28 protein-coding genes are annotated in these 22,924 nt (G+C 33.4%); 12 read left to right on the forward strand and 16 right to left on the reverse strand.

From position 1 onward, the window contains the following. The first annotated feature begins 1 nt into the window (after window position 1). The 3 genes from FA046_RS16400 to FA046_RS16410 all read left to right on the forward strand — a co-directional run bounded on the left by FA046_RS16400 (window position 2) and on the right by FA046_RS16410 (window position 2,735). Window positions 2-322, forward strand: coding sequence for a 2Fe-2S iron-sulfur cluster-binding protein (locus tag FA046_RS16400; protein WP_136827626.1), 321 nt, complete (start codon window positions 2-4; stop codon window positions 320-322). A gap of 17 nt (window positions 323-339) precedes the next feature. After that, entirely contained in the window at window positions 340-1,641 is a 1,302-nt protein-coding gene (locus FA046_RS16405; protein ID WP_136827627.1) for an NAD(P)/FAD-dependent oxidoreductase, read from the forward strand. Window positions 1,642-1,883: 242 nt separating this feature from the next. Beyond that, window positions 1,884-2,735 (forward strand): beta/alpha barrel domain-containing protein, encoded by an 852-nt coding sequence (locus FA046_RS16410; protein ID WP_136827628.1) that lies wholly within the window; start codon window positions 1,884-1,886, stop codon window positions 2,733-2,735. 23 nt (window positions 2,736-2,758) lie between these two features. Here FA046_RS16410 and FA046_RS16415 read toward each other — a convergent pair whose 3' ends face one another. The 6 genes from FA046_RS16415 to glmM all read right to left on the reverse strand — a co-directional run bounded on the left by FA046_RS16415 (window position 2,759) and on the right by glmM (window position 7,891). Further along, on the reverse strand, window positions 2,759-3,505 hold the full coding sequence (locus FA046_RS16415; protein WP_136827629.1) for an SGNH/GDSL hydrolase family protein: 747 nt from the start codon (window positions 3,503-3,505) through the stop codon (window positions 2,759-2,761). Between the two features lie 12 nt (window positions 3,506-3,517). After that, window positions 3,518-3,940, reverse strand: coding sequence for a GNAT family N-acetyltransferase (locus FA046_RS16420; protein WP_136827630.1), 423 nt, complete (start codon window positions 3,938-3,940; stop codon window positions 3,518-3,520). 20 nt (window positions 3,941-3,960) lie between these two features. Next, window positions 3,961-4,875, reverse strand: a complete 915-nt coding sequence (locus tag FA046_RS16425; protein ID WP_136827631.1) for an MBL fold metallo-hydrolase — start codon at window positions 4,873-4,875, stop codon at window positions 3,961-3,963. A 110-nt stretch (window positions 4,876-4,985) separates the two neighbouring features. Further along, complete coding sequence (locus FA046_RS16430; RefSeq protein WP_136827632.1) at window positions 4,986-5,192, reverse strand: hypothetical protein; 207 nt, start codon at window positions 5,190-5,192, stop codon at window positions 4,986-4,988. A 93-nt stretch (window positions 5,193-5,285) separates the two neighbouring features. Continuing rightward, window positions 5,286-6,413, reverse strand: coding sequence for a cysteine desulfurase family protein (locus tag FA046_RS16435; RefSeq protein ID WP_136827633.1), 1,128 nt, complete (start codon window positions 6,411-6,413; stop codon window positions 5,286-5,288). A 92-nt stretch (window positions 6,414-6,505) separates the two neighbouring features. Beyond that, window positions 6,506-7,891 carry a phosphoglucosamine mutase gene (gene glmM / locus FA046_RS16440; protein ID WP_136827634.1) on the reverse strand — a complete coding sequence of 462 codons (1,386 nt, stop codon included), beginning with the start codon at window positions 7,889-7,891 and terminating at the stop codon, window positions 6,506-6,508. A 116-nt stretch (window positions 7,892-8,007) separates the two neighbouring features. On the opposite strand from glmM, the gene FA046_RS16445 reads away from it, so the two are divergent. Genes FA046_RS16445 through FA046_RS16455 form a run of 3 tightly spaced genes read left to right on the forward strand, consistent with a single transcriptional unit; the run spans window position 8,008 to window position 10,026 of the window. Further along, entirely contained in the window at window positions 8,008-8,742 is a 735-nt protein-coding gene (locus FA046_RS16445) for an SAM-dependent methyltransferase (protein WP_136827635.1), read from the forward strand. Beyond that, window positions 8,739-9,305 carry a phosphatase PAP2 family protein gene (locus FA046_RS16450; RefSeq protein WP_136827636.1) on the forward strand — a complete coding sequence of 189 codons (567 nt, stop codon included), beginning with the start codon at window positions 8,739-8,741 and terminating at the stop codon, window positions 9,303-9,305. Before FA046_RS16445 ends, FA046_RS16450 begins: the two co-directional genes overlap by 4 nt. Before the next feature lie 4 nt (window positions 9,306-9,309). Continuing rightward, window positions 9,310-10,026, forward strand: coding sequence for a ZIP family metal transporter (locus FA046_RS16455; protein ID WP_136827637.1), 717 nt, complete (start codon window positions 9,310-9,312; stop codon window positions 10,024-10,026). A 146-nt stretch (window positions 10,027-10,172) separates the two neighbouring features. Here the strand turns inward: FA046_RS16455 and FA046_RS16460 are convergent, their stop codons facing one another. The 9 genes from FA046_RS16460 to FA046_RS16495 all read right to left on the reverse strand — a co-directional run bounded on the left by FA046_RS16460 (window position 10,173) and on the right by FA046_RS16495 (window position 16,257). After that, window positions 10,173-10,622, reverse strand: a complete 450-nt coding sequence (locus FA046_RS16460) for a MarR family winged helix-turn-helix transcriptional regulator (RefSeq protein ID WP_136827638.1) — start codon at window positions 10,620-10,622, stop codon at window positions 10,173-10,175. Between the two features lie 21 nt (window positions 10,623-10,643). After that, window positions 10,644-10,808 (reverse strand): DUF5522 domain-containing protein, encoded by a 165-nt coding sequence (locus FA046_RS17360; RefSeq protein WP_169303405.1) that lies wholly within the window; start codon window positions 10,806-10,808, stop codon window positions 10,644-10,646. After that, window positions 10,808-11,743 (reverse strand): MBL fold metallo-hydrolase RNA specificity domain-containing protein, encoded by a 936-nt coding sequence (locus FA046_RS16465; protein WP_136827639.1) that lies wholly within the window; start codon window positions 11,741-11,743, stop codon window positions 10,808-10,810. The genes FA046_RS17360 and FA046_RS16465 overlap by 1 nt, the downstream gene beginning before the upstream one ends. After that, complete coding sequence (coaE, locus tag FA046_RS16470) at window positions 11,744-12,334, reverse strand: dephospho-CoA kinase (RefSeq protein ID WP_136827640.1); 591 nt, start codon at window positions 12,332-12,334, stop codon at window positions 11,744-11,746. After that, the gene (locus tag FA046_RS16475) at window positions 12,334-13,281 is read right to left on the reverse strand and encodes a CdaR family protein (RefSeq protein WP_136827641.1); all 948 of its coding nucleotides are present in this window, start codon (window positions 13,279-13,281) and stop codon (window positions 12,334-12,336) included. Before FA046_RS16475 ends, coaE begins: the two co-directional genes overlap by 1 nt. A 101-nt stretch (window positions 13,282-13,382) precedes the next feature. Continuing rightward, window positions 13,383-13,682: a preprotein translocase subunit YajC gene (yajC, locus tag FA046_RS16480; RefSeq protein ID WP_136827642.1), complete on the reverse strand. Its 300-nt coding sequence runs from the start codon at window positions 13,680-13,682 to the stop codon at window positions 13,383-13,385. Between the two features lie 21 nt (window positions 13,683-13,703). Beyond that, window positions 13,704-14,156: a DUF1573 domain-containing protein gene (locus FA046_RS16485; protein ID WP_136827643.1), complete on the reverse strand. Its 453-nt coding sequence runs from the start codon at window positions 14,154-14,156 to the stop codon at window positions 13,704-13,706. Window positions 14,157-14,161: 5 nt separating this feature from the next. Next, entirely contained in the window at window positions 14,162-15,070 is a 909-nt protein-coding gene (gene nusB / locus FA046_RS16490) for a transcription antitermination factor NusB (RefSeq protein WP_225870942.1), read from the reverse strand. Window positions 15,071-15,168: 98 nt separating this feature from the next. Then, entirely contained in the window at window positions 15,169-16,257 is a 1,089-nt protein-coding gene (locus FA046_RS16495; RefSeq protein WP_136827645.1) for a Glu/Leu/Phe/Val family dehydrogenase, read from the reverse strand. Between the two features lie 186 nt (window positions 16,258-16,443). Between FA046_RS16495 and FA046_RS16500 the strand changes: the two genes are divergently transcribed. The 6 genes from FA046_RS16500 (at window position 16,444) to FA046_RS16525 (ending at window position 22,253) form a co-directional block, all read left to right on the forward strand. Further along, entirely contained in the window at window positions 16,444-18,231 is a 1,788-nt protein-coding gene (locus tag FA046_RS16500; RefSeq protein WP_136827646.1) for an ABC transporter ATP-binding protein, read from the forward strand. A gap of 78 nt (window positions 18,232-18,309) precedes the next feature. After that, window positions 18,310-18,636, forward strand: a complete 327-nt coding sequence (locus tag FA046_RS16505) for a DUF3276 family protein (protein ID WP_136827647.1) — start codon at window positions 18,310-18,312, stop codon at window positions 18,634-18,636. A 147-nt stretch (window positions 18,637-18,783) separates the two neighbouring features. After that, on the forward strand, window positions 18,784-18,975 hold the full coding sequence (locus FA046_RS16510) for a cold-shock protein (RefSeq protein ID WP_017259446.1): 192 nt from the start codon (window positions 18,784-18,786) through the stop codon (window positions 18,973-18,975). A gap of 162 nt (window positions 18,976-19,137) precedes the next feature. Next, complete coding sequence (locus FA046_RS16515) at window positions 19,138-19,479, forward strand: zinc ribbon domain-containing protein YjdM (protein WP_136827648.1); 342 nt, start codon at window positions 19,138-19,140, stop codon at window positions 19,477-19,479. Window positions 19,480-19,858: 379 nt separating this feature from the next. Next, entirely contained in the window at window positions 19,859-20,125 is a 267-nt protein-coding gene (locus FA046_RS16520) for a hypothetical protein (RefSeq protein ID WP_136827649.1), read from the forward strand. Window positions 20,126-20,411: 286 nt separating this feature from the next. Beyond that, window positions 20,412-22,253, forward strand: a complete 1,842-nt coding sequence (locus FA046_RS16525; protein ID WP_136827650.1) for a UbiD family decarboxylase — start codon at window positions 20,412-20,414, stop codon at window positions 22,251-22,253. On the opposite strand, the gene FA046_RS16530 is transcribed toward FA046_RS16525, so the two are convergent. Next, window positions 22,250-22,744 (reverse strand): hypothetical protein, encoded by a 495-nt coding sequence (locus FA046_RS16530; RefSeq protein ID WP_136827651.1) that lies wholly within the window; start codon window positions 22,742-22,744, stop codon window positions 22,250-22,252. The genes FA046_RS16525 and FA046_RS16530 overlap by 4 nt on opposite strands. Between the last annotated feature and the right edge of the window lie 180 nt (window positions 22,745-22,924).

The following is a 22,924-nucleotide window of genomic DNA, read 5'->3' on the forward strand; positions in this document are numbered from 1 at the left end:
CATGATAAAATTAACTGTAATAGACAGAGACGACAGTGCTCAAGAAATAGAAATTCCCGAAGGAATTAACCTCAACTTAATGGAGGTTTTAAAAGCATCTGAATATAATATTTTAGCCACTTGTGGCGGCATGGCACTTTGCGCAACTTGCCATGTTCAAGTTTTAGAAGGCTTAAATCAACTCCCCGAACCACAAGATGCTGAACTAGATATGTTAGATACTTTGCCTGACGCCACATCAGAAAGCAGGCTGGCATGTCAATTGAAGGTTAACGAACAATTAGAAGGTATTGTCATAAAAATCAGAGGCGATATCTTATAATCATCAACATTTAAAATATGGAAAGCAAGCAAAATCAATTCCCAAAAGTGATCATTATAGGTGGTGGTTTTGGAGGAATACAACTCGCAAAAAAACTAAAAAACAAAGAAGCAGATGTTTTAATGCTCGATAGGCATAATTATCATACTTTTCAACCGCTACTTTACCAAGTGGCTACCGGTGGTTTGGAGCCAGATTCTATTGCTTTCCCTCTTCGTAAAGTTTTTAAACACCAAAAAAACTTCAACTTTAGAGTAGCGGATGTTCAACAAATCATCCCAACAGAAAATAAAGTAATTACAGATATAGGTGAATACAGCTATGATTATTTAGTATTAGCCACAGGTTCTGAAACTAACTTTTTTGGACAAAAAGAAATTGAACACTTCTCTATGCCCATGAAAACAGTTCCCGAAGCCTTAAATTTACGTTCCTTAATTCTTCAAAATTTTGAAGAAGCATTAATGGAAAAAGATGCCGTTAGAAAAGAAGCCTTAATGACTTTTATAGTTGTTGGTGGCGGTCCAACCGGCGTAGAAACTGCGGGTGCTTTAGCCGAATTAAAAAATCATGTTTTGGTGAATGATTATCCAGAGTTAGACATCAAAAACATGAAAATTTACCTCATAGAAAGTGATGAAAGAGTGCTTTCTCCTTTTTCTATAGAAGCATCTACCAAAGCCAAAGATTTCTTGGAAAACATGGGTGTAAATGTATTGGTAAAAACCAGAGTAAACCATTATGACGGTGATAAAATCACTTATAATAATGACACCGAAACAATTTTCACTAAAGCGGTAATTTGGAGCGCCGGGGTAAAAGGAGCTTTAATTCCGGGTTTAGAAAACGCAGAATTAGCCCGAGGCGGACGCTTAAAAACCACCAACTACAATTTGGTAAACGGTTACAATAACATTTTTGCCATCGGAGATTTGGCTTATATGGAAACAGAAGATTTTCCAAATGGCCATCCCGGAGTGGCACAAGTGGCCATACAACAAGGTCAGCAGCTGGCACTTAACTTCCTCCGCATTTTGAATAATGAAAAACCTCATCCTTTTGATTATTTCGATAAAGGCTCTATGGCTACCATTGGTAGAAATAAAGCCGTAGTAGACTTAAAATACTGGAAATTTCAGGGATTTTTTGCTTGGCTTACTTGGATGTTTATCCATTTGCTGTTCTTAGTTGGCTTTAGAAATAAATTAGTAACCTTAATGAACTGGATTGTAAACTACTTTAGTTACGACAGAGGCACAAGAGTAATTATTAGAAAATTTAACCGTCAATCTATGATGGAAGAAGCACAAGCAAAATAAATTATATAATTTTTTGAAAAGCACCCGCACTAGTCAATAACAAAGGCTAGTCGGGCTTTTTGTTACAATCTTTATCCCCAAAAAAGGGATAAAGGATTTCCACTGCAATCCCGTTTAGCTTACTTAGGCTTTTGCTGTTTACTCAATATCGACAAAGTCGAGAAACCAAGATAAGCACTCGTTAACAACGTTCGCAATTTCGCAGCAATTTCGTAATTTGCCCCCAATCTTAATCATCTAAAATGTCAGCTATTAAATTAGTAGAATGCCCTCGTGACGCCATGCAGGGAATACATGAATTTATCCCAACAGCATTAAAAGCCGAGTATATCAACCTGCTTTTAAAAGTAGGATTTGATACGCTCGATTTCGGGAGTTTTGTATCGGCGAAAGCCATACCACAAATGAAAGACACTGCCGAGCTGGTTAAAAAACTAGATTTAAGTAATACAAAAACAAAATTATTAGCCATTGTAGCTAATGAAAGAGGTGCAAAAGAAGCTTGTAATTTTGAAGAAATTAATTACTTGGGTTTCCCATTTTCCATCTCAGAAACTTTTCAGCAAAGAAACACCAACTCTAGTATTACAGAATCATTATCAAGAGTAGATGAGATTCAAAACCTTTGTGAAAAACACCATAAAACTGCTGTAGTATATCTTTCTATGGGCTTTGGAAATCCATACGGTGATCCTTGGAATATAGATATTTTAAGTAAATGGACGGAAGAATTAATTGCTAAAGGCATTAAAATTTTATCATTAGCTGATACTACAGGAGTTTCATCAGTAGAAAAAATCAAAGAAATTTATCCTTACCTACTACAACAATACAAAAACGTTGAATGGGGAATGCATTTACATGCCACACCAGAAAGTAGTCTCCAAAAAATAGAAGCTGCTTTTGAAACTGGCTGTACCCGATTTGACACCGCATTAAAAGGTTTTGGAGGTTGCCCTATGGCAACAGATAAACTTACTGGTAACATTGCTACAGAAAACGTAATACGATACTTTAAAGATAACCCAGAAACTTTAAAGTTAAACCACGATGCTTGGCAAGAAGCTTTACTGTTCTCGTCAAAAATTTTCTAGTATCTGTTTGTTTCAAATTAGAACTATCCTTTTACGGCCTTTAACCAAGCACTAGCCATTAGTTTTGCACCAGCTAACGTAGGATGAACTCCATCTCCGGTCCAGTAAGCACCCGGAGCAACTTTTTGGGCTTCATCAAAAACTTTTTGATAAGGCACAAACACGGCATTAAATTCTTTGGCAATTTCTTTTGCGGCTACTCTATAAGTATCAAACTCTGGATACCAAGTATCATCTACCGCTTTTATACCTTTTACTGCAAATGGTTCTCCAATCACTAATTTTACGTTTGGCAAAACTTGTAATGTTCTTTGCAAAAGTGCTTTTAAATCATTTCGATAAACTTCCACAGTACCATCATATTTACCATCATGCTTATGCCAATAATCATTCACACCAATTAAAATGCTTAATATATCTGGCTTAATGTCTAAACAATCTTTTTCCCATCTGTTAGCCAACTGAAAAACCTTGTTTCCGCTAATCCCTTTGTTATAAATTTTTAAATCTTTATCAGCTTGAGAAAGCAACATTTCTGCAGCTGCTTGTACCACATAACCAGTTCCTAAACTTGCAGGGTTGTTAAATAAGTTATCCTCTTTTTTTCTACCAGCATCTGTAATAGAATCTCCTTGAAAAAGAATGATATCATCTTTGCTCAACTTTAAACTTGGTGCTTTTGGCATTGCAGCTTCTACAATTTGAGGTAAACTAAAAGCCATTAAACTCGCTATTGAAGTGTTTCTTAAAAAATCTCTTCTTTTAATCATGATGATTTAAAACTATGCTTTCTGTAAAACCATTTTAAAATGCTGAATTCCTGCTTCTTCAAACTGTGGACCTTCTGCTATGAAATTGAACTTACTATACAAAGGCATCGCGTCTAATTGGGCGTTTAAATAAATGTAATCTGCATCTTCTGGTAAATTATCCAGAACAGTTTGAACCATTTTTTGTGCAATTCCTTTTCCTCTAAACTCTTGTTTAACGCAAAAACGTTCTAATTTATAGCCATAATTGGTTTTTCTCCAACGGCAAGCACCTGCTGGTGTATCATTATAAGTCGCTAAAAAATGATGCGAAACATCCTCATTTTCCCACTCTAATTCAGGAGGACAGTTTTGCTCTCCAACAAAAACTATTCTTCTAATCTCAAAAACCTTATCTAAATCTGTTTGAGCTGTAACGTTTTTAACTTGTATCATATTTATCAAAAATAGAAAGATTATTTGGATGTTAATTCTTGATATGCCGCATCAATTCCTCTACCAATTCCATCGCCTTTCCATTCTGTAACACCTGGAATTGAAGTAGTCTTCATAATATCTTCTTTAGATTTTCCAGCTTTAATTTCTGAACTCACATGGGCTAATAGCTTCTCTAAATAATCTTGAAAAGCTCTCACATCATCTCTAGTTCCTACAATTTTTTCAGAATCAAATGCATGACCAAAAACATATTGAGTTTTAGTACCAAACGTATCCATTCCTTTATCTAAAACTTTTATCCAACTGCTAATATTAGCTCCGCCAGCCCTATCAATAAATGGATATCTGCGATTAAACACTAAATCGCCCATGTGTACCACATTTTGATCTTCAAAGTGAATCATGGCATCACCATTAGTATGCCCTGCTCCAAAATAATGTGCTTTTATATGTTCTCCGTCAATTTTATATTTCCATTTTTTGTTAAAAACCTGATCTGGATAATATTGTTCGTTTACTTTTCTACCTGCTTTTATAGCTTCTTCAATTACTCTTTTTTGGTTAAGAGCCGAGTTTTGATGTGCTACCACATGATTTACCAATCCTTTAAATGCAATATTTCCTCCGCTATGATCTCCATGATGGTGCGTATTGATTAATAAATCAAAAGGCATTTCATTTGCTTTTTTAAGCTCATCAATTAAATGCTTAGCAGGATCTGGAAATTGAGAATCAACTACAACAATACCCGATTTTGATAACATAAACATGATGGTTCCACCTTGTTCTGTAAAAATCCCAACCTTGTCTGTTAGCATTTTAATATTAAATGCAGCAGCAAAATCTAAATTAGACGCAAAAGAGGTGAATCTGCCTAAAGCCAATGCGCTCAAGGTTAACCCTCCACCCAATAAAAAATTTCTCCTTTTCATTATATAATTTTTTTGACTTAACAAGCTTAAGAATAAATAGTTTGCTAAAAGAAATTTAACAAAATAAAAGAGGCGAAATTTAACGTTTCGCCTCTTTTGATCTGACTATTTTACAAACCAGGATCTCTATCAATACCGATTGGCCTTTTATTAGTTCTTGCTTTGTCTCCCGAGTTTTGGGTATAAGAACTTTTTCTACTTATTAGAGCTCCCCTATCAGGGTCTTTTATAATTTCGCCATCAGCTTTTTGCTGTTCCTTTTTCTCTAATATTTTCTCTTTAATCTCATTTAATCGCTCCACCGGACTCTTTGGCATAACGCCTCCTTCTTTAAATTAATTACATTAATTACCTAAAAAGGATCAATAAATATGCCACTATCCGTTTTCTAATGTCATTTTTATAAGCACTTAAAAAACCTTTTTAAGTGCTTTTATTACTTCATCAATTTCCACCTTAGTATTATATTTCGAGAAAGAAAACCTAACTGAAGGTCTTTCAGGGTCGACCCCTAAAGCAGTAAGCACATGAGAGCCAATATTAGAGCCCGAAGAACAAGCACTACCGCCTGATGCAGAAATTCCATTAATATCCAAATTAAATAATAGCATATCAGCCATATTCATTTTAGGGAAACGCACATTTAAAACAGTGTACAAGCTTTTGCTATCCTCCACCTCGCCATTAAACTCAATCTCTGGAACGGCCTTTTTTAATTCAACTTTCATATAAGTTTTTAAGGCTTGAATATGTTGTTGATGAATATCCATTTCCTGATATGCTATCTCTAAAGCTTTTGATAAGCCTACAATTCCATAAACATTTTCTGTACCTCCACGCATATTTCTTTCTTGTGCACCTCCCAAAATCATTGGATTGATTTTGATTTGAGGATTTACGTACAAAAAACCAACACCTTTTGGTCCATGCAGCTTATGAGCAGCGCAAACTACAAAATGAGCTTTCAATTTGCTTAAATCATGAGGGTAATGCCCCATCGTTTGTACTGTATCACTATGAAAAATAGCTTGATAAGTTTCGCAGAGTTCACCAACTCTATCAATATCAGTAAGCGTTCCTATCTCATTATTAGCATGCATTAAGGAAACAAAGCTTCTATCGTTATTTATCAATAGTTCTTCTAAATGCTGATAATTTATATTCCCTTTTTCATCAATATCTACATAGCTCAACTTAATTTGCCCTTGTTTTTCCATCATTTCTAAGGTATGACCTACCGCATGATGCTCTATCTTTGAAGTAATGGCATGCTTAATTTGATGATCATATATTGCACATTTAATGGCTGTATTATCAGCTTCGGTTCCGCCAGATGTGAAAAAGATGTTAGCCGGAGCCGTGTTCATTAACCCTGCAACGGTTTTTCTGGCTTTTTCAACTAAAGTTCTTACCTCTCTGCCATGAGCGTGAATAGATGAAGGATTGCCATAATGATTTTCCATTACAGAAACCATTATTTGCATTACTTCTTTATCTATTTGAGTAGTTGCTGCGTTATCGAGGTATATTCTTTGCATAATTTTAATTTGATGAGTTAATGATTTGAAATATAAAGATGAATCCTAAACGAATCTAATTTTCATCTTCAAAAAGATTAATTTCCAAATCTTCAAATCGTTAATATTTCTTTAATGTCTGTTATAATTTTGTTAGCTAGACTTTCGGCAACAGTTTCTGTACTTCCTTCCGAATAAATTCTTATAATAGGTTCTGTATTTGATCTTCTTAAATGAACCCATTGCTTATCAAATTCAATTTTTAACCCATCTATAGTAGAGTGAGGTTGAGTTTTGTATTTTTCTTCTACTTTAAGCAGCAAATGATCTATATCCATTTCTGGTGTTAAAGTGATTTTATTTTTTGAAATAAAGTAAGATGGGTAAGATGCTTTTAACCTCGAAATGGTTTTTCCATATTTAGCCAAATGCGTTAAAAACAGCGCAATTCCTACTAAAGCATCTCTTCCGTAATGAAGTTCTGGATAAATTACACCTCCGTTTCCTTCTCCACCAATAACCGCATTAGACGATTTCATTAAATTAACAACGTTTACCTCGCCTACTGCTGAAGCATGATATTCGCCTCCTGCTTGTTCTGTTACATCTCTTAACGCCCTGGTTGAAGATAAATTAGAAACCGTATTTCCTTTTTTATTTTTAAGGATATAATCTGCTACGGCAACTAAAGTATATTCTTCTCCAAACATGTTTCCATCTTCACAAACAAAGCATAATCTGTCTACATCTGGGTCTACGGCTATGCCTAAATCAGCACCTTTACTCAGTACTTCTTGAGATAAAGCAGTCAGGTTTTCTGGCAATGGCTCTGGATTGTGAGGGAATTTTCCGTCTGGCTCGCAAAATAACTCATAAACGGTTTCAACTCCTAAAGCCTTCAACAAAGCGGGTACAAAAATCCCACCTGAGGAATTTACACAATCTATGGCTATTTTAAAGTTTGCTGCTTTAATAGCCTCAACATCAACTAAAGGAAGCGCTAAAATTTTATCAATATGCTTTTGCATGTAGGTTTCATCCATGCGCACTTTACCTAAGTCGTTTACTTCGGCATAGCTGATGTTGGCATCTTCAGCAATTTCTAATACTTTTTTACCTTCTTCATCATTGATAAATTCACCCTTATGATTCAATAATTTTAAAGCATTCCACTGTTTAGGGTTATGACTGGCTGTAATAATAATTCCACCACCTGCATCTTCATCTGGTACGGCAATTTCTACTGTTGGCGTGGTAGAAAGGCCTAAATCAACAACATCAATCCCTAATCCTTGAAGTGTGCCTACCACTAAATTTCTCACCATCTCGCCAGATAAACGGGCGTCTCTACCTATAATAATTTTCTTTTTACCGGTTTGCTGAATTACCCAAAGACCAAAAGCCGATGTGAATTTTATAATATCTGAAGGTGTAAAAGCATCGCCTGCTTTCCCTCCAATTGTTCCTCTTATTCCTGAGATTGATTTAATTAAAGTCACTTTGCGTTATTTTAGAATCGGCAAAAATAAACATATTAAAATACTATTTCTTAATGATGTTTTAAACATTCCCTTAAAGGTGTTAAATAGCTATATTTGCGATTAAAATAAAATTTATGCCCAAAAAGTGGTTTCATAACTGGTTCAATTCCCCTTATTATCATATTCTTTATAAAAAGAGAGACGAGGAAGAAGCTGAGTTATTTATTGATAATCTTTGTAGTTTTTTAAAACCGGGCATTCAATCAAGAATGTTAGATATTGCTTGCGGACGAGGCAGACATGCCATTTACCTCAACAAAAAAGAATATGACGTAACTGGCATTGATCTTTCTTTTTCGAGCATCAAATTTGCGCAGCCGTTTGAGAACAAAAAGCTCCATTTTTTAGTACACGATATGAGACATTTATTCTATATCAACTACTTTGATTTTGCCTTTAACCTGTTTACCAGTTTTGGTTATTTTGAGAAAGAAAATGAGCACATTAATGCTTTAAAATCTTTTAGAAAATCTTTAAAAAAAGATGGTATTTTGGTTTTAGATTATATGAATAGCCAAAAAATTATTAATCATTTGGTTACCAGAGAATCTAAAGAGGTAGATGGTATTACTTTTCATATGAGTAGAATGGTTGAAAATGGAAAAATTGTTAAAACCATTGATTTTGAACATAAAAACAAACATTTTGCTTTTAAAGAAGAAGTTAAGGATTTTAAATTGGCTGATTTTGAGCGTCTGTTTCACGCAGCTGGGTTAAATATTACCCAAGTTTTTGGCGATTATAATTTGAATGAATTTGACATTAATCATTCTGACAGGTTAATTTTTATTTGTAAGAAAGCAGCATGATTGAAGAATTAGTAAAAATTGATCATCAACTTTTTTATGCCATTAATTCTGGATGCAGCAATGTTTTTTTTGATTGGATAATGCCAATTTTAAGAAACAAATACACCTGGATTCCTCTTTATATTATCATTATTGCCGCAGCGATAAAAACCTACAAATTAAAGGGCTTTTACTTGGTATTATTTCTTGCCGGAGCGGTTGGTTTAGCAGATTTTGGAAGTGCGAGCATCTTAAAACCTACTTTTAACAGAACCAGGCCTTGTAATGATGTTTCTGTACAAGCCAATCTAATTTCTAGAGTTCCTTGTGGTTCTGGAAAAAGCTTTCCTTCTACACATGCTTCTGATCATTTTGCTGTTGCCTTATTTCTGATTACCATTTTCTATAAAAAGTGGAAAGTAATTTTACCTGTTGGCTTATTTTGGGCAGCTTCCATTTGCTTTGCACAGGTTTACGTTGGGGTACATTTCCCAATTGATGTAACTTTTGGGATGCTTTTTGGATCTTTAGTGGGTTTTATATTTGCCAAATTATTTTTAAAATTTATACCATTCGCTGTTTAATACTATGAGCTTATTTTTTATACTATTATTAGGTAGTTGTGCTCTTTTGGGTGGTCTTTCTGTTTTCTTTGTTAAAAACGAGGATAATAAAAGACTTAAACTTATTCTGTCTTTTAGCGGAGCCTATCTTTTTGCCATAACAGTTTTACATCTTTTACCTGATGTTTATAAAAGTGCCGAAAGTAATAACATAGGCTTTTTTATTTTAGGTGGTTTTATTCTACAAATTTTATTAGAACAGTTTTCTGAAGGGATAGAACATGGTCACATACATTTACATCATCACCAAAAGAGCTTTCCATGGGGAGTGATGTTAAGTTTGTGTTTTCATGCTTTTTTAGAAGGAATGCCTTTAACAGGAAAAGACAGTAATCAATTGGTTTTTGGAATTGCATTGCATCACATTCCCGCTGCTTTTGCCTTAGGAAGTGTGCTTTTAGGACAGCACATTCGTAAAAATTTAGCTATAGTTTATCTGGTTATTTTTGCAGCCATGTCTCCTTTAGGTTATGCTTTTAGCTTTTTATTAAGCAAAGGAGATATCAATAGCTTGGGAAGTTATTACCCTTATATTATGGGTATTGTAATTGGAATTTTCTTACATATATCTACCACTATTTTATTTGAATCTACAGTAGATCATAAATTTAGTATCAAAAAAACTGTAGCTGTTTTAATTGGTGTGGCTCTTGCATTAGCAGGTTTTTTTATTGGTCACTAGGTTTTAATTGCACCGAGAGAAGTAAAATAAACCGGATAGCAACGGAAAGCTTTTGCGAAGTTGGCGGTGTGTTTTGGGGCAAAACTTGTAGAGAATAGCCGGACTAGCGGTTATTAAAAATTACTGAAATGGCTTTTCCAAAAAAATTATCCTCTAAACTTATCTAAAAGGTTAGAAAGCATTTTGGCTTCTTCTTCAGAAATGTTGTTCTTCAAGTTATCAATCATGGCGTCTTCCATTTGTATCCCATCTAAAACTTCTAAACCTTTCTCGGTAATAAGAATATCTACCGCCCTACGGTCTTTTTTATTGATGGTTCTGGTAACCAATTCTTTTTGGACCAACCTGTCTACAATTCTTGAGGCATCACACATTTTATCTAACATTCTTTCTTTTAAGATATTTACCGTTGCCGGATGAGGGTACTGACCTCTTAATATTCTTAAAATATTAAATTGCTGATTGGTGATATTGTATTTATCTAATTCAGATTTGATCAAATTATTTAACCAATTATAGGTGAAAATTACGTTTACAGAGGCTTTTTGGTAGCTATTAACAAATTTTGTGCTAAATATTTCTTTCTCTAAATCCATAATTTTATTGATAAATTGGGTTTATTTTAATTGATTATTTTCTTTTTTGCTTTTCCCTTTTTTAAAATTCCAAGGGCAATGTTTACACTGATTTTTGCAGCAATAGCCTCTTTGTAAATGATATTTTTCTTTAAAAACAAAATTACCATCTTCATTGATATAATAATCTATTTGCTCAACTAACATTAAAGAATCTTTACTTTTAAAGAATCACTAAAATAAGTTTTTAATAAATTTCCGTCGCCATGAATTGTCCACACTTCTTGCGGATTAACCATAGAGATGGTTTTGAGGATATCATCCCAATCTGCATGATCTGAGATATAAAGGCTTTGATCGTTCCCTTTTTGTAAATTTTCCCATCCAGATGCAAATATTTTAACCACATTGGGTGCTTTACTGTAGCTGTTAAAGGTTAAAGGCGGAACCATGTAAACTTGATTTTTGGTTTGCTGTTTCATGATTTTTCGATCATAATGTTGATAATTACCTAAATCTATTCCTTCATTTTTGTAAAGTTGATGGATTGGATAAATAGAATAGTGTAGCAACACATTTTTTTGAGGGCAAATTTTATGAATAAGTTGGGTAATTCTTTGCGCTTTGCCTAAGCCATAAACTCCTAAAAGAATATTGCCTTCTATCTCATTTAATTTATCTATTTCTTGTTCGGGATTTGGATGTTTAACCGCTGGATTAGCAAAAGTAGTTTCGGTAATTAAAACATTTGCTTGGCAAAATTCTACGGGTTGACAGGTTTCATCTGCTTGTAATTTATAATCTCCGGTAAATAAGTAAACGGTATTCTCAAATTCCATTTTCACCATTGCTGATCCTAAAATATGGCCGGCTGATAAAAAAGTGATGCTCACCTTTTCTATTTTAAAAGTTTGATGATAACTATAAGTATTAAAGTCTTTCCCTGCGTTTTTCTTTAAGCGTAATTGCATAATTTTATGCGTAGCCGGAGTGCAAAACACCTTTTGGTTACCTGGGCGGGCATGGTCTCCATGAGCGTGAGAAATTACTGCGTTATTGACAGGTAAAAGTGGATCGAGGTGAAAATCTCCGTAAGGGCAATATAAACCTTGCGGCGTTTGCACTAAAAAATCATCTTTCATTTAAAATGCTTTCTTCAGGAGCTGCGAATGAAGCTGCAATACCTGGGTAATGATAAATTCTTGTTCGTTATTTTGAATTTGATAATTGGCTAAAGATTGCTTGGTTTCTTCGGGGAGTTGAGCCGCTATCCTTTCCATTACCTTTTCTTTGGTTACTTTATCTCTTTGCATTACTCTTTGTATTCTTAATGCTAATGGACAAGAAACCAAAATGTTATAATCGTTTTGTTGGTATGAACCACTTTCAAAAAGTAAAGCGGCTTCTTTTAAAACGTAAGGCGCTTTTTGTTGAGTGTACCAATTGTCAAATGCTCTAAATACAGCAGGATGAACAAAGCTATTGAGCTTTTTAAGTTGATCTGGCTGCTTAAAAACTTGATCAGAAATATATTTTCTATTTAAAGTTTGATCTGCAAAATAGGCCTCTTCACCAAATGTTGCTTTAATTTGTTGGATAAGAATAGCGTCTTTTATCATCAATTCTTTGGCCACATCATCAGCATAAAAAACCGGGATACCCAATAATTCAAACACTTTGCAAACCGTAGTTTTACCACTTCCTATCCCTCCGGTTATTCCTATTCTGAGCATTATTTTTTGATAATGAAGTTAACTTGTAAAGGTTCAATTTTTCGGATTCGAGAGAAAGCCTTCTTTTTTATAATCTGAACAGGCAATTCGTTTGCATTTTCATTTTTCCAAAGATTTAAATCTACTACAGCCTCAAAGTTTTCTTCGGTAACGTTGGCAAAATCAGATAAAGAAACCATTAAAGTGATTTTAACTTTATCAGGAACCAACTTTACATTATAATATTGCTGGTTATGAATTACTTTAATAGGCACAAATAGTTCCTTTTCGGTGAATTCTTCAACCGGAATCTGAATTTCTGTAGAAGATGGAAATATGCTGATATTTGCTTCCTTAGGTTTTTGCAGGCTTATCTTATCTGTTATCCTGCTCTTAATTCCTTTTCTTTTAAAAGTATCAGTAAGCCAAAAGCTAATTTTATCAAGTTGATCTTGAGGACCTGTAATGGTTACTTCGTCTGGCTTTAAAATAGTTTTTGCCGATTGCCCAAACTGCTTTACAAAAACAAGATCATTTAATAGTTTAACAGGCACCTTTTTCACTTTACGAGTAGTAAAATCAAAATAAAGTGTATCTGGCTGTATGTTGATTATTTTTTGATCTGATGAATAGTAATTATTGATGCTATTTATTTGTTCGGAGAAGGTGACAAAATTTCGCTTTTCTAACGATTTTAAATCTACCCTCACATCTCGAGGGTAAATTCTCATTCTGGTAAAAAGCAATTGCCAGCCGCTACCTTGCACTGTTAATAAAACGGTATCAGATTGTAAAGGATTAAAAGCTTTGTTAACGGGTAAATTTCTGAAGTTTACAACCGTTTTAACCTCATATTCATACTTATTAGAGAGCGAAAAAAAAAGCCAAGCAACTACCGCTAAAAAAACACAAGTAAAAAAAATACTCAGTTTCCTTCTTTCTACAGCCGTTAACTTTATGATAGCCATGTTGCCTCTATTTAATTTTTAATGACGGTTAAAAAGTAAATTTATAAAAAAAATGCCGTTTCGTTAAGAAAACGGCATTTCATATTTCATTAAAATAGTGCTTAACTATTTAAAGTTTTTGAAGAATCTAAAGAAACTGCTGATTTCTCGAAACGAATTTTACCACCCCCTTCTGTCTCTACCAAAATAGTAGTTTCATTCATATCGGCAATTTTACCGTGTATACCAGCTGTAGTAATTACTTTATCTCCTTTTTTCAATTCGGCAATAAACTTTTTATGGTCTTTAGCTTTTTTCATTTGAGGTCTGATCATGAAAAAGTAAAAAACAACCACAATTAAAATCATGGGTAAAAAATTCATTACCCCTTCTGGAATTTGCAACAAAACAAAATTTAACATATTATTTATCTATTTATTTGATTATTTAATTACTTCACCAATTAAGTGTATTTGCGTTTGTGCTGGTATGGTATTAGCCGTAACGGTCACCACTTTATCTTGCAAACCGTTTTTTCCTGCACTATCAAATACTACACTAATTTTACTTTTTGCTCCTGGCGCTATTGGCTCTTTTGGTATTTCGGGAACTGTACAACCACATGTGGCAGATGCATCACTAATAATCAATGGCGTTTTACCAGTATTGGTAAAAAAGAAATCGTACGATACTTTTTCTCCGTCTTTTATTTTTCCGAAATCATAAGAATCTGTTTCAAATTTCATTGCAGGTGCGCCTTCCGCAGAAACCATGGTGGTATCACTAGTGGCAGTAACTCCTGAATTTTCTACAGCTTGATCTGTACTTTCTGTCTTAGGATTGTTGCAAGCGGCAATAGCAAATAATGCCACTACACTTAAAATTTTATATTTCATATTATTTACATTAAGCCTCTGCCGTATTTTCTTATTTTTCCGTCAGCCTTTAAATCGTCTAAAATTTTGTCTAAAATACCATTTATGAATGAATTACTCTTAGGTGTACTAAATTCTTTTGCTACTTCAAGGTATTCATTAATGGTTACTTTAACGGGAATACTGGTAAAATAAATCATTTCTGCTAAAGCCATCTTCATTAAAAGAATATCCATCAGTGCAATTCTATCAGCATCCCAGTTTTGGGTTTTACCAACAATCATTTCCTGATAGGCTTTATCATTGGCTATAGTTTTATGATAAAGATCTAAAACAAACTCTCTATCTTCATTCCAGTTTGCGCTTACTTGAGCTAATTTTTGTTCGCTAGAAGCATCAGAAAAATTCTTTAATGTTTTAGCAATCATTGCTTGCAAAACATCTTGATCTACCTGCCAATTTAAATGCTTTTCTTCAAAAGCTTGTTGTGCTAAGGTAGATTTTAGAATAATTTTTTTGAAAATAAATTTGATAAGATCTTTATCTGAATGTAAATCCTGTTCTGGATTTTGAAGATATGCTTTATACTCTTCTGTTGCTTTTAAGCTTGTAAATAGGGATCTAGCCAATTCTGGATCAAAATCCCAAGATGTTTTATATTTTTTTACTGATTGCAAATACTCACTGTTATTAAGCAAAAGTTTAATAAACAGATTGTCTAATATTTTAACGTTAGCATTTAAATCATCTTCAGATGGAAGGTGTTTATTTGCTCTGTCAATAGCATCAATTTCTGCATATTGAACCACGTCATTAATTAAAGCCAACAAACTGATATACATTTCAAAAACCTTATCAATGCTGGCAATCAAATTTTTCTCCTGTAACCTGATATCTTTTACGTCTGACTGTTGAAATGCATATAATACTTGCATTACTTTTACTCTCAGGTGCCTTCTATTTAACATATATTTTAAAGAACGAGTGGCTATAAAACCGATTTATTATTTATTTGTGATTTGATGTTTCTTTATTAAAACGATGCCTTTATTTTTCTAATATCAGCAATACGTTTTTCGGCAATTCTATTTGCAGCAATATTTGTTGGAATTTTTTCTGTTTTAGATTTCTTTAAAACTTCTCTGGTGGCTTCATAAATATTCTCGGCCAGCTGCATGGTTCTTTTCTTAGTATATCCTGCTAATTCAGAATATACATTTATCAAACCTCCTGCATTAATTAAATAATCAGGCGCATATAAAATTCCTTTATCTAATAAAAGTTGACCATCTGATTGCTCATCAGCCAATTGATTATTTGCCGAACCTGCTATAATCATACATTTCATTCTGGCAATGGTTTCTGAATTTACAGTTGCACCCAAAGCACAAGGGGCATAAATATCAAAATCTAAATCAAAAAGATTATTATTATTTACCGCTTCGGCGCCATATTTTTTAGCTACTCGGCCTAAACGCTCTTCATTAATATCACTTACAAAAACCTTCGCATTTTCGGCTCTTAACAAGCTCACCAAATTTTCTCCAACTTGCCCGGTACCCTGTACAGCTACTGTTCTTCCTGCTAAATTATCAGTTCCATAAAGCTCTTTAACACAAGCTTTAATTCCCATAAAAACACCTTTTGCCGTTACCGGAGAGGGATCTCCACTTCCACCAATAGATTCGGGCACACCAGTTACGTATTTGGTTTCCATTCTAATGTATTCCATATCTTTTGGACTCGTACCTACATCTTCCGCAGTGATAAAAGAACCATTTAGGTTTTGGATAAACTTACCATACCTGCGCATTAAAGCTTCAGATTTATCTGTACGGCTATCACCAATAATCACCGCTTTTCCTCCACCCAGGTTTAAACCTGTAATGGCAGCTTTATAAGTCATCGCTTGAGACAATCGTAAAACATCATTTAAAGCATCAGCTTCTGTAGCATAAGACCACATTCTTGTCCCTCCAACTGCCGGCCCTAAAGTGGTATCGTGTATAGCAATAATTGCTCTTAAACCGGTATCATCGTCTTTACAAAACACTACTTTTTGGTGTCCAAAAATACTGAGTTGATTGAATATGGAGCTCTCTTCTAATTGAATTATCGACATATATACCAAATAATGAAATCGCAGATAAGTCACAAAAGTAGCTGTTTTTTTTCAAATATATGGACTTCTAAAAGGTCAATTGTTAATTTTTACGGTTTCTGTTTTAAATTCAAACCTTAAATTGAATAGCTAAACGACTGCTGTAATATCAAAAGAAAAAACAAAACCCTACATTTGTACACACAGATGAAAGAACTTGCGTACTTAAATAAATTCTTTTTTAAATATCGATGGAAATTACTGCCAGGAGTAATTTTTGTAATTGTATCTAACTTTTTTGCGGTTTTACCCGCTCAAATTATCAGAATAGCTTTTGATTTAGTGAACGAAAACATCGCACTTTATAGGCTTTTTAATGGTTTTGAAAGACAAGAAATGATACTGAAGGTTTTTGGAACTAGCTTACTTTTCTTTGGGATTTTAGTTTTAGTGTTGGCCTTGGTTAGAGGATTATTTTTATTTTTCATGAGGCAAACCATTATCCTTACCTCTCGCCATATAGAATTTGATCTTAAAAATGAAATTTATCATCATTACCAAAAACTATCACTAGCCTTTTATAGAAAAAACAATACTGGAGATTTAATGAATAGGGTAACCGAGGATGTGAGTAGGGTACGAATGTACATGGGCCCCGCTATTATGTACACCATTAACACCATTGTTTTATTCATTTTAATTATTGTGGCTATGGTAAGCGTAAACTTAAAATTAGCTATTTATTGCCTTTTGCCGCTTCCTGTTTTAGCCATTACCATTTATTATGTGAATAGCATTATCAATTTAAAAAGCGAAAAAATACAACAACGTTTAAGCTCTCTTTCCTCTTTTGTACAAGAAACCTTCTCGGGAATTAGGGTGGTAAAATCTTATGTAAAGGAAGATAGCATTAGAAAAGGTTTTGAATTGGAAAGCGAAAGCTATAAAAACGAGTCTTTATCTTTAGTTAAAGTGCAAGCCTATTTTTATCCCATTATGTTACTAATGGTTGGCTTAAGTACCATTATTACCATTTATATAGGCGGTTTAGAAGTTATGGACGGAAAAATAAGCTCGGGTAACATTGCCGAATTTATAGTTTATGTAAATCAATTAACTTTTCCGGTGACTTCATTAGGTTGGGTAACTTCATTAATACAAAGGGCGGCAGCTTCCCAAAAAAGGATCAATGAATTTCTTAAAACCACACCAGAAATTATTAATCCAAATCCTAATCAATTAGAACTGAAAGGCACTATAAAGTTTGATAATGTAAGTTTTAACTATCCTGATACGGGAATTCAAGCTTTAAAAAATGTCTCCTTTGAAATAAAAGAAGGAGAATTATTAGCCATTATTGGAAGAACAGGATCTGGAAAATCTACCATCGCTAACTTAATGATGCGCATGTATGATGTAGATGCAGGAAGCATTAAAATAGATGGAAATGATATCAGACACATAAATTTAGAAGCTTATAGAAGCCAAACTGGTTTTGTACCGCAAGAAGTGTTTTTATTTTCTGATACCATTGCCAGAAACATTGCATTTGGACAAGATACTTTAAACATGCCTATAATAGAACAAGCAGCAAAAGATGCCGCTGTTTATAAAAATATCATGGAGTTTGATCAACAATTTGAAACTTTTATTGGAGAAAGAGGCATTACCTTATCTGGCGGACAGAAACAACGAGTATCTATTGCCAGAGCCATTATAAAATCACCTCAAATTTTAATTTTTGATGATTGCCTTTCTGCTGTTGATACTAAAACAGAAGAAGAAATTTTAAGTAATTTAGGTAAAGTAATGCAAGGTAAAACCAGTGTTTTAATAGCACATAGGGTATCAACCATTAAAAATGCTGATAAAATTATTGTTTTAGATAAAGGTGAAATTGCAGAACAAGGAACACATGAGTTTTTAATGGACAAAAAAGGCACTTATTTTGAACTTTATGAAAAACAATTACTGGAAGAACAGCAATTAACATAAAGTTTGGAACTATAATTTGGAACTTCAATAATTTCTTTCTTTATTTATCCTATCAAATCATAAACACTTATCACAGCAATGGGAGATTACGACAACAAAGAAAGAGAAGAAGTCTTTTCAAAGAAGGTTAGAGCGGGTAAAAGAACTTACTTTTTTGATGTAAAAGCAACTAGATCTAACGATTACTATATTACAGTAACAGAAAGTAAGAAAAGATTAGAAGACGGTGTTTTCATTAAGCATAAAATTTTTCTTTATAAGGAAGATTTCGAGAAATTTGCTGAAGGATTGACAGAAACTGTAGAATATATTAAAACTCACCAAGAAGTTGTGGAGAAAAGATACGAATTTAATCCAGAAGGTGCACCCGTTAAAACGGATGATGATTTTTCTTTTGATATTTAAAATATTTCAAAATTATAATTTAGAGTCAGATTTGTTAAAAATCTGACTCTTTTTTTTGTTAAATATATTGATAGTCAAAATTTTATTATAAAATTATCATTTTTAATATTTATACATATATTTGTATAAATATTAAATTACAACACAATGAATAATGGAACAGTAAAGTTCTTTAATTCAACCAAAGGATTTGGTTTTATTAAAGAAGACGGAACAAACAAAGAATATTTTGTACACGTTTCGGGTCTGGTTGACGAAATCAGAGAAAATGACGAAGTAACTTTCGACCTACAAGACGGAAAAAAAGGATTAAATGCAGTGAATGTTAAACTTGCTTAAGCAGGTCTCTTAATATAATCACATTTAAAAGTCATTAAAGCCATTGCCAAAAGCAATGGCTTTTTTGTTGAGTTATGTTTTTTGTATTTGATTAACATATTCTTTCTTATCTGGTTAAACTAATCATTTATCTATCTTTGGGCATTATAAATACATATTAAAATGAGTGATCAGATTCTTTGCCCAAAATGTAATTCAGAATTTACCTACGCTGACCAAGATAAAATGGTTTGTTCGCAATGTTTTAATGAGTGGGTGCCAAATGATGAAATAGTTGAAACCGACAACGCCTTGAAAATACTTGACTCAAACGGTAATGAGTTGAAAGATGGGGATTCTGTGATTGTAATTAAAGATCTACCGGTTAAAGGCGCACCTAAACCTTTAAAAGCCGGAACCAAGGTGAAAAACATTCGTCTTACTGACGGTGACCATAACATTTCCTGCAAAATTGATGGATTTGGTGCAATGAATTTAAAATCGGAATTTGTTAAGAAAGCATAAAAACTTACCCTCTTTTTATGTTGATTTTACCATCAAATAGCTCGCAAATTAAACCCGTGGGCTATTAATTAACCTGCCTCATTTTTGTTGTTAATTGTTTTGTATAGTTCTAAATTTTAGACCGGATAGCAACGACACCCCGCAACCCAAATTTTTCTTTTGGGTGAGGAGTATAGTGCATAGCCGGAACAAACGTAAAAGATGCGGAGTAACATGCTCTTCGAATAATTACAATAGCAAGTAATTTCTTTAAGAAACCGCTTTAACTTGGTCTTTATCATCACAGAACAAATGTGAATTTTAATCCACAGAGCCATGGAAAAAGTTCTTTTAAAAGATTATTGGCATCGATTTTGTATTTATAATTAAAATATATAAAATGAAAAGAAAAATCCTTTATACAATTATGTTTGCTGTAACTATAGGAACAGCTTGTAATAACACCCAAACAGCTGATGATAAAACAGATACAGTTGTTGTGGAAAAAGATACGGTTGTTATCGAGAAAAATACAACCACTACTATTAAAGAAAGTTCTAAAGAACCTTCAACTTCAATTAGTGTAGATGGAAATGGTGTATCTGTAGGCACTAAATCAACTAAAGTAACGGTTAGCAAAGACAGTTTGAAATATAAAAAACAATAATTTAATCTTGATTTTTATTGAATAAAAAGTAAGACTTTCTAATTTATATAAAAAATGGTTACTCTATGAGTGACCTTTTTTGTTTCGGATAATTAAGAGATTAATCTATCTTTTGAATATTTATTAGACAGAATTGAATCAGTATTTTTTTGAAGAATGAAAGAATTCCTCTCTCGCAGCAGATAACAACGCAAAACAAAATTTAAAAATATATCGAACCTTGCTCTTCGAACAATTAAAATAATAAATTGCCAAAACAATTTTCATAATATGATATTTGTGAAGTATGGGTTATAAAAGTTTAAGAGATTGCGTTAACGACCTTGAAAAACATGGTCATCTCATTAGAATTAAAGAAGAAGTTGATCCTTATTTAGAGGCTGCCGCTATTCATTTAAAAGTGTATGAGAAGCAAGGTCCGGCTTTGTATTTTGAAAATATAAAGGGAAGCAATTTTCCTGCTGTTTCTAATTTATTTGGCACCATTGAGCGTAGCAAATTTATGTTTAGAGATACGTTAGATAACATTAAAACCTTAGTAGAGCTTAAAAACGACCCTATAAAAGCAGTTAAAAGTCCATTAAAATATGCTAAAGTTTCTTTAACAGCGCTTTCGGCCTTGCCTATGAAAGTGGGTAAAAACTTTGCTCCTGTAAATTTTGCTAAATGTAAAATAAGCGATATTCCGCAAATTGTAAATTGGCCTATGGATGGCGGTCCATTTGTGACTATGCCACAGGTTTATACCGAAGATATTGACCAGCCTGGTATTATGAATGCCAATTTAGGTATGTACCGTATTCAGCTAGGCGGCAATGATTATATTTTAAATGAAGAAATTGGATTGCATTACCAGTTACACCGTGGAATTGGTGTACACCAAACCAAAGCCAATGCAAAAGAACAACCTTTAAAGGTGAGTATTTTTGTAGGCGGCCCTCCATCCCACCCTTTGGCTGCGGTAATGCCGCTACCAGAAGGTTTATCTGAAATGACTTTTGCTGGCGCTTTAGGCAACAGGCGTTTCCGTTATTTTTATGATGCAGAAGGTTTTTGCATTTCTGCTGATGCTGATTTTGTAATTACTGGAACGGTAGAACCGATGGCTAATAAACCTGAAGGTCCGTTTGGAGATCATTTAGGCTATTACAGCTTAAAACATCCTTTTCCCTTATTAAAAGTCCATAATGTTTATCATAAAAAAGACCCTATTTGGAGTTTTACGGTTGTTGGCAGGCCTCCGCAAGAAGACACCAGTTTTGGTGAATTGATTCATGATATTACTGGAGCAGCTATTCCAAAAGAAATTCCCGGTTTACATGCCGTAAATGCGGTTGATGCTGCGGGTGTGCATCCACTTCTGTTTGCTATGGGCAGCGAAAGATATACGCCTTATTTAAAAGAGCGTAAACCGCAGGAAATTATTACTATTGCCAATCATATTTTTGGGAAAAACCAGCTCAGCTTGGCTAAATACTTATTTATTTGTGCCAAAGAAGATAATCCTGATTTAGATATTCATGATATTGAAAGCTATATTAAACACATTTTAGAACGTGTTGATTTAAGCAGAGATTTGCATTTCCATACCAAAACAACTATTGATACTTTAGATTATAGTGGTTCTGATTTAAATGCAGGGTCTAAAGTTGCTATTACCGTTGCCGGAGAAATTAAAAGAAAATTATTTGCCGAATTACCTGCAAATTTCTCTACACCAAGACCATTTGAGAATTACAAAATGGTGATGCCAGGAGTTTTAGCGGTAGAATCTCCAAAATATATTGATGAAGTTACTACGCAAAAAGAAATTGATCTTTTAAACGATTATTTAAAAGATCAAGATTTAAATGGTTTACCACTTTTAATATTGTGTGACGATGCTGATTTTACAGCAAAAACCATGAATAATTTTGTTTGGGTAACTTTTACAAGAAGTAATCCATCGCATGATATTTATGGTATCAACAGTTTTACTCAACACAAACACTGGGGATGTAAGGGTCCTTTAATTATAGATGCAAGAATAAAACCTCACCATGCACCTCCCCTAATTGCAGATGAAAAAGTGGATGATAAGGTTAATCTTTTGGGCAAAAAAGGAGCTTCGTTATACGGAATAATTTAAACGCCTTGCAATTGTGAGGCGGCAAAACCGCCTACCAATACTGCAAATAAAATAATTATTGCATAAAATGATAGTAATATAATCATCAATATTCCCCAAAAACGATATAAAGATTTCATTCTGGAAAATGCATAAGTAAGCGATTCTTGGTCATTAAGAAGCAGCGCTTGTTTAATGTAAACAGAAAAATCAAACAAATATTTAGATGGGAAATAATAAAGTAGAGCCATCAATAAATAAATAAACCCTATAAATCCACTCATCATGCTGCCCATTACACCCATTTTACTCATCACAGTAGAAATGGCTCCACCTAAAAACATCATAAAAACGGCCACTAAAGCTATAATTCCGCATAAAACAAAGCCCACAATACTTAGGAATTTACCCCATTTTGCAGTTTCTTTTAAAAAGAATTTTAACTGACTATCAATAATTAATTGTTTTGGTTCTTCTTGAGGGATTGAAGAGGTAATTTCATTTTGTTCCATTTTATGTTTTTTAAGTTAAATAATAGTTGAATATAAATATTTTTCTATTATTTGAAAATTTCTCCTTTCTTATTTATCTCCATATTTATAAGTTGAAATATTATCTTTGCGCAAATTTGGTGGTATTTAGTTTATTTTATTTAGTCTGTTATTTAATTAAGGACTGTTAAGTTAAATCTT

Source organism: Pedobacter cryophilus (genome assembly GCF_005116455.1).
GTDB classification, from domain to species: domain Bacteria; phylum Bacteroidota; class Bacteroidia; order Sphingobacteriales; family Sphingobacteriaceae; genus Pseudopedobacter; species Pseudopedobacter cryophilum.

What these genes read in the sequence shown, in the direction of transcription:
- nusB (WP_225870942.1), bottom strand. Translation starts at nt 15,070, where the DNA reads ATGCAAGTATTATATGCATTTCAACAGTCAGACGTAAAAGATATCAGG.
- FA046_RS16415 (WP_136827629.1), bottom strand. Translation starts at nt 3,505, where the DNA reads ATGATTAAAAGAAGAGATTTTTTAAGAAACACTTCAATAGCGAGTTTA.
- coaE (WP_136827640.1), bottom strand. Translation starts at nt 12,334, where the DNA reads ATGCTCAGAATAGGAATAACCGGAGGGATAGGAAGTGGTAAAACTACG.
- FA046_RS16510 (WP_017259446.1), top strand. Translation starts at nt 18,784, where the DNA reads ATGAATAATGGAACAGTAAAGTTCTTTAATTCAACCAAAGGATTTGGT.
- FA046_RS16410 (WP_136827628.1), top strand. Translation starts at nt 1,884, where the DNA reads ATGTCAGCTATTAAATTAGTAGAATGCCCTCGTGACGCCATGCAGGGA.
- FA046_RS16500 (WP_136827646.1), top strand. Translation starts at nt 16,444, where the DNA reads ATGAAAGAACTTGCGTACTTAAATAAATTCTTTTTTAAATATCGATGG.
- FA046_RS16485 (WP_136827643.1), bottom strand. Translation starts at nt 14,156, where the DNA reads ATGAAATATAAAATTTTAAGTGTAGTGGCATTATTTGCTATTGCCGCT.
- FA046_RS16530 (WP_136827651.1), bottom strand. Translation starts at nt 22,744, where the DNA reads ATGGAACAAAATGAAATTACCTCTTCAATCCCTCAAGAAGAACCAAAA.
- FA046_RS16400 (WP_136827626.1), top strand. Translation starts at nt 2, where the DNA reads ATGATAAAATTAACTGTAATAGACAGAGACGACAGTGCTCAAGAAATA.
- FA046_RS16420 (WP_136827630.1), bottom strand. Translation starts at nt 3,940, where the DNA reads ATGATACAAGTTAAAAACGTTACAGCTCAAACAGATTTAGATAAGGTT.
- FA046_RS17360 (WP_169303405.1), bottom strand. Translation starts at nt 10,808, where the DNA reads ATGTTAGTTGAGCAAATAGATTATTATATCAATGAAGATGGTAATTTT.
- FA046_RS16515 (WP_136827648.1), top strand. Translation starts at nt 19,138, where the DNA reads ATGAGTGATCAGATTCTTTGCCCAAAATGTAATTCAGAATTTACCTAC.
- FA046_RS16430 (WP_136827632.1), bottom strand. Translation starts at nt 5,192, where the DNA reads ATGCCAAAGAGTCCGGTGGAGCGATTAAATGAGATTAAAGAGAAAATA.
- FA046_RS16405 (WP_136827627.1), top strand. Translation starts at nt 340, where the DNA reads ATGGAAAGCAAGCAAAATCAATTCCCAAAAGTGATCATTATAGGTGGT.
- FA046_RS16465 (WP_136827639.1), bottom strand. Translation starts at nt 11,743, where the DNA reads ATGAAAGATGATTTTTTAGTGCAAACGCCGCAAGGTTTATATTGCCCT.
- FA046_RS16475 (WP_136827641.1), bottom strand. Translation starts at nt 13,281, where the DNA reads ATGGCTATCATAAAGTTAACGGCTGTAGAAAGAAGGAAACTGAGTATT.
- FA046_RS16450 (WP_136827636.1), top strand. Translation starts at nt 8,739, where the DNA reads ATGATTGAAGAATTAGTAAAAATTGATCATCAACTTTTTTATGCCATT.
- FA046_RS16425 (WP_136827631.1), bottom strand. Translation starts at nt 4,875, where the DNA reads ATGAAAAGGAGAAATTTTTTATTGGGTGGAGGGTTAACCTTGAGCGCA.
- FA046_RS16520 (WP_136827649.1), top strand. Translation starts at nt 19,859, where the DNA reads ATGAAAAGAAAAATCCTTTATACAATTATGTTTGCTGTAACTATAGGA.
- FA046_RS16455 (WP_136827637.1), top strand. Translation starts at nt 9,310, where the DNA reads ATGAGCTTATTTTTTATACTATTATTAGGTAGTTGTGCTCTTTTGGGT.
- FA046_RS16495 (WP_136827645.1), bottom strand. Translation starts at nt 16,257, where the DNA reads ATGTCGATAATTCAATTAGAAGAGAGCTCCATATTCAATCAACTCAGT.
- yajC (WP_136827642.1), bottom strand. Translation starts at nt 13,682, where the DNA reads ATGTTAAATTTTGTTTTGTTGCAAATTCCAGAAGGGGTAATGAATTTT.
- FA046_RS16435 (WP_136827633.1), bottom strand. Translation starts at nt 6,413, where the DNA reads ATGCAAAGAATATACCTCGATAACGCAGCAACTACTCAAATAGATAAA.
- FA046_RS16460 (WP_136827638.1), bottom strand. Translation starts at nt 10,622, where the DNA reads ATGGATTTAGAGAAAGAAATATTTAGCACAAAATTTGTTAATAGCTAC.
- FA046_RS16525 (WP_136827650.1), top strand. Translation starts at nt 20,412, where the DNA reads ATGGGTTATAAAAGTTTAAGAGATTGCGTTAACGACCTTGAAAAACAT.
- FA046_RS16505 (WP_136827647.1), top strand. Translation starts at nt 18,310, where the DNA reads ATGGGAGATTACGACAACAAAGAAAGAGAAGAAGTCTTTTCAAAGAAG.
- FA046_RS16445 (WP_136827635.1), top strand. Translation starts at nt 8,008, where the DNA reads ATGCCCAAAAAGTGGTTTCATAACTGGTTCAATTCCCCTTATTATCAT.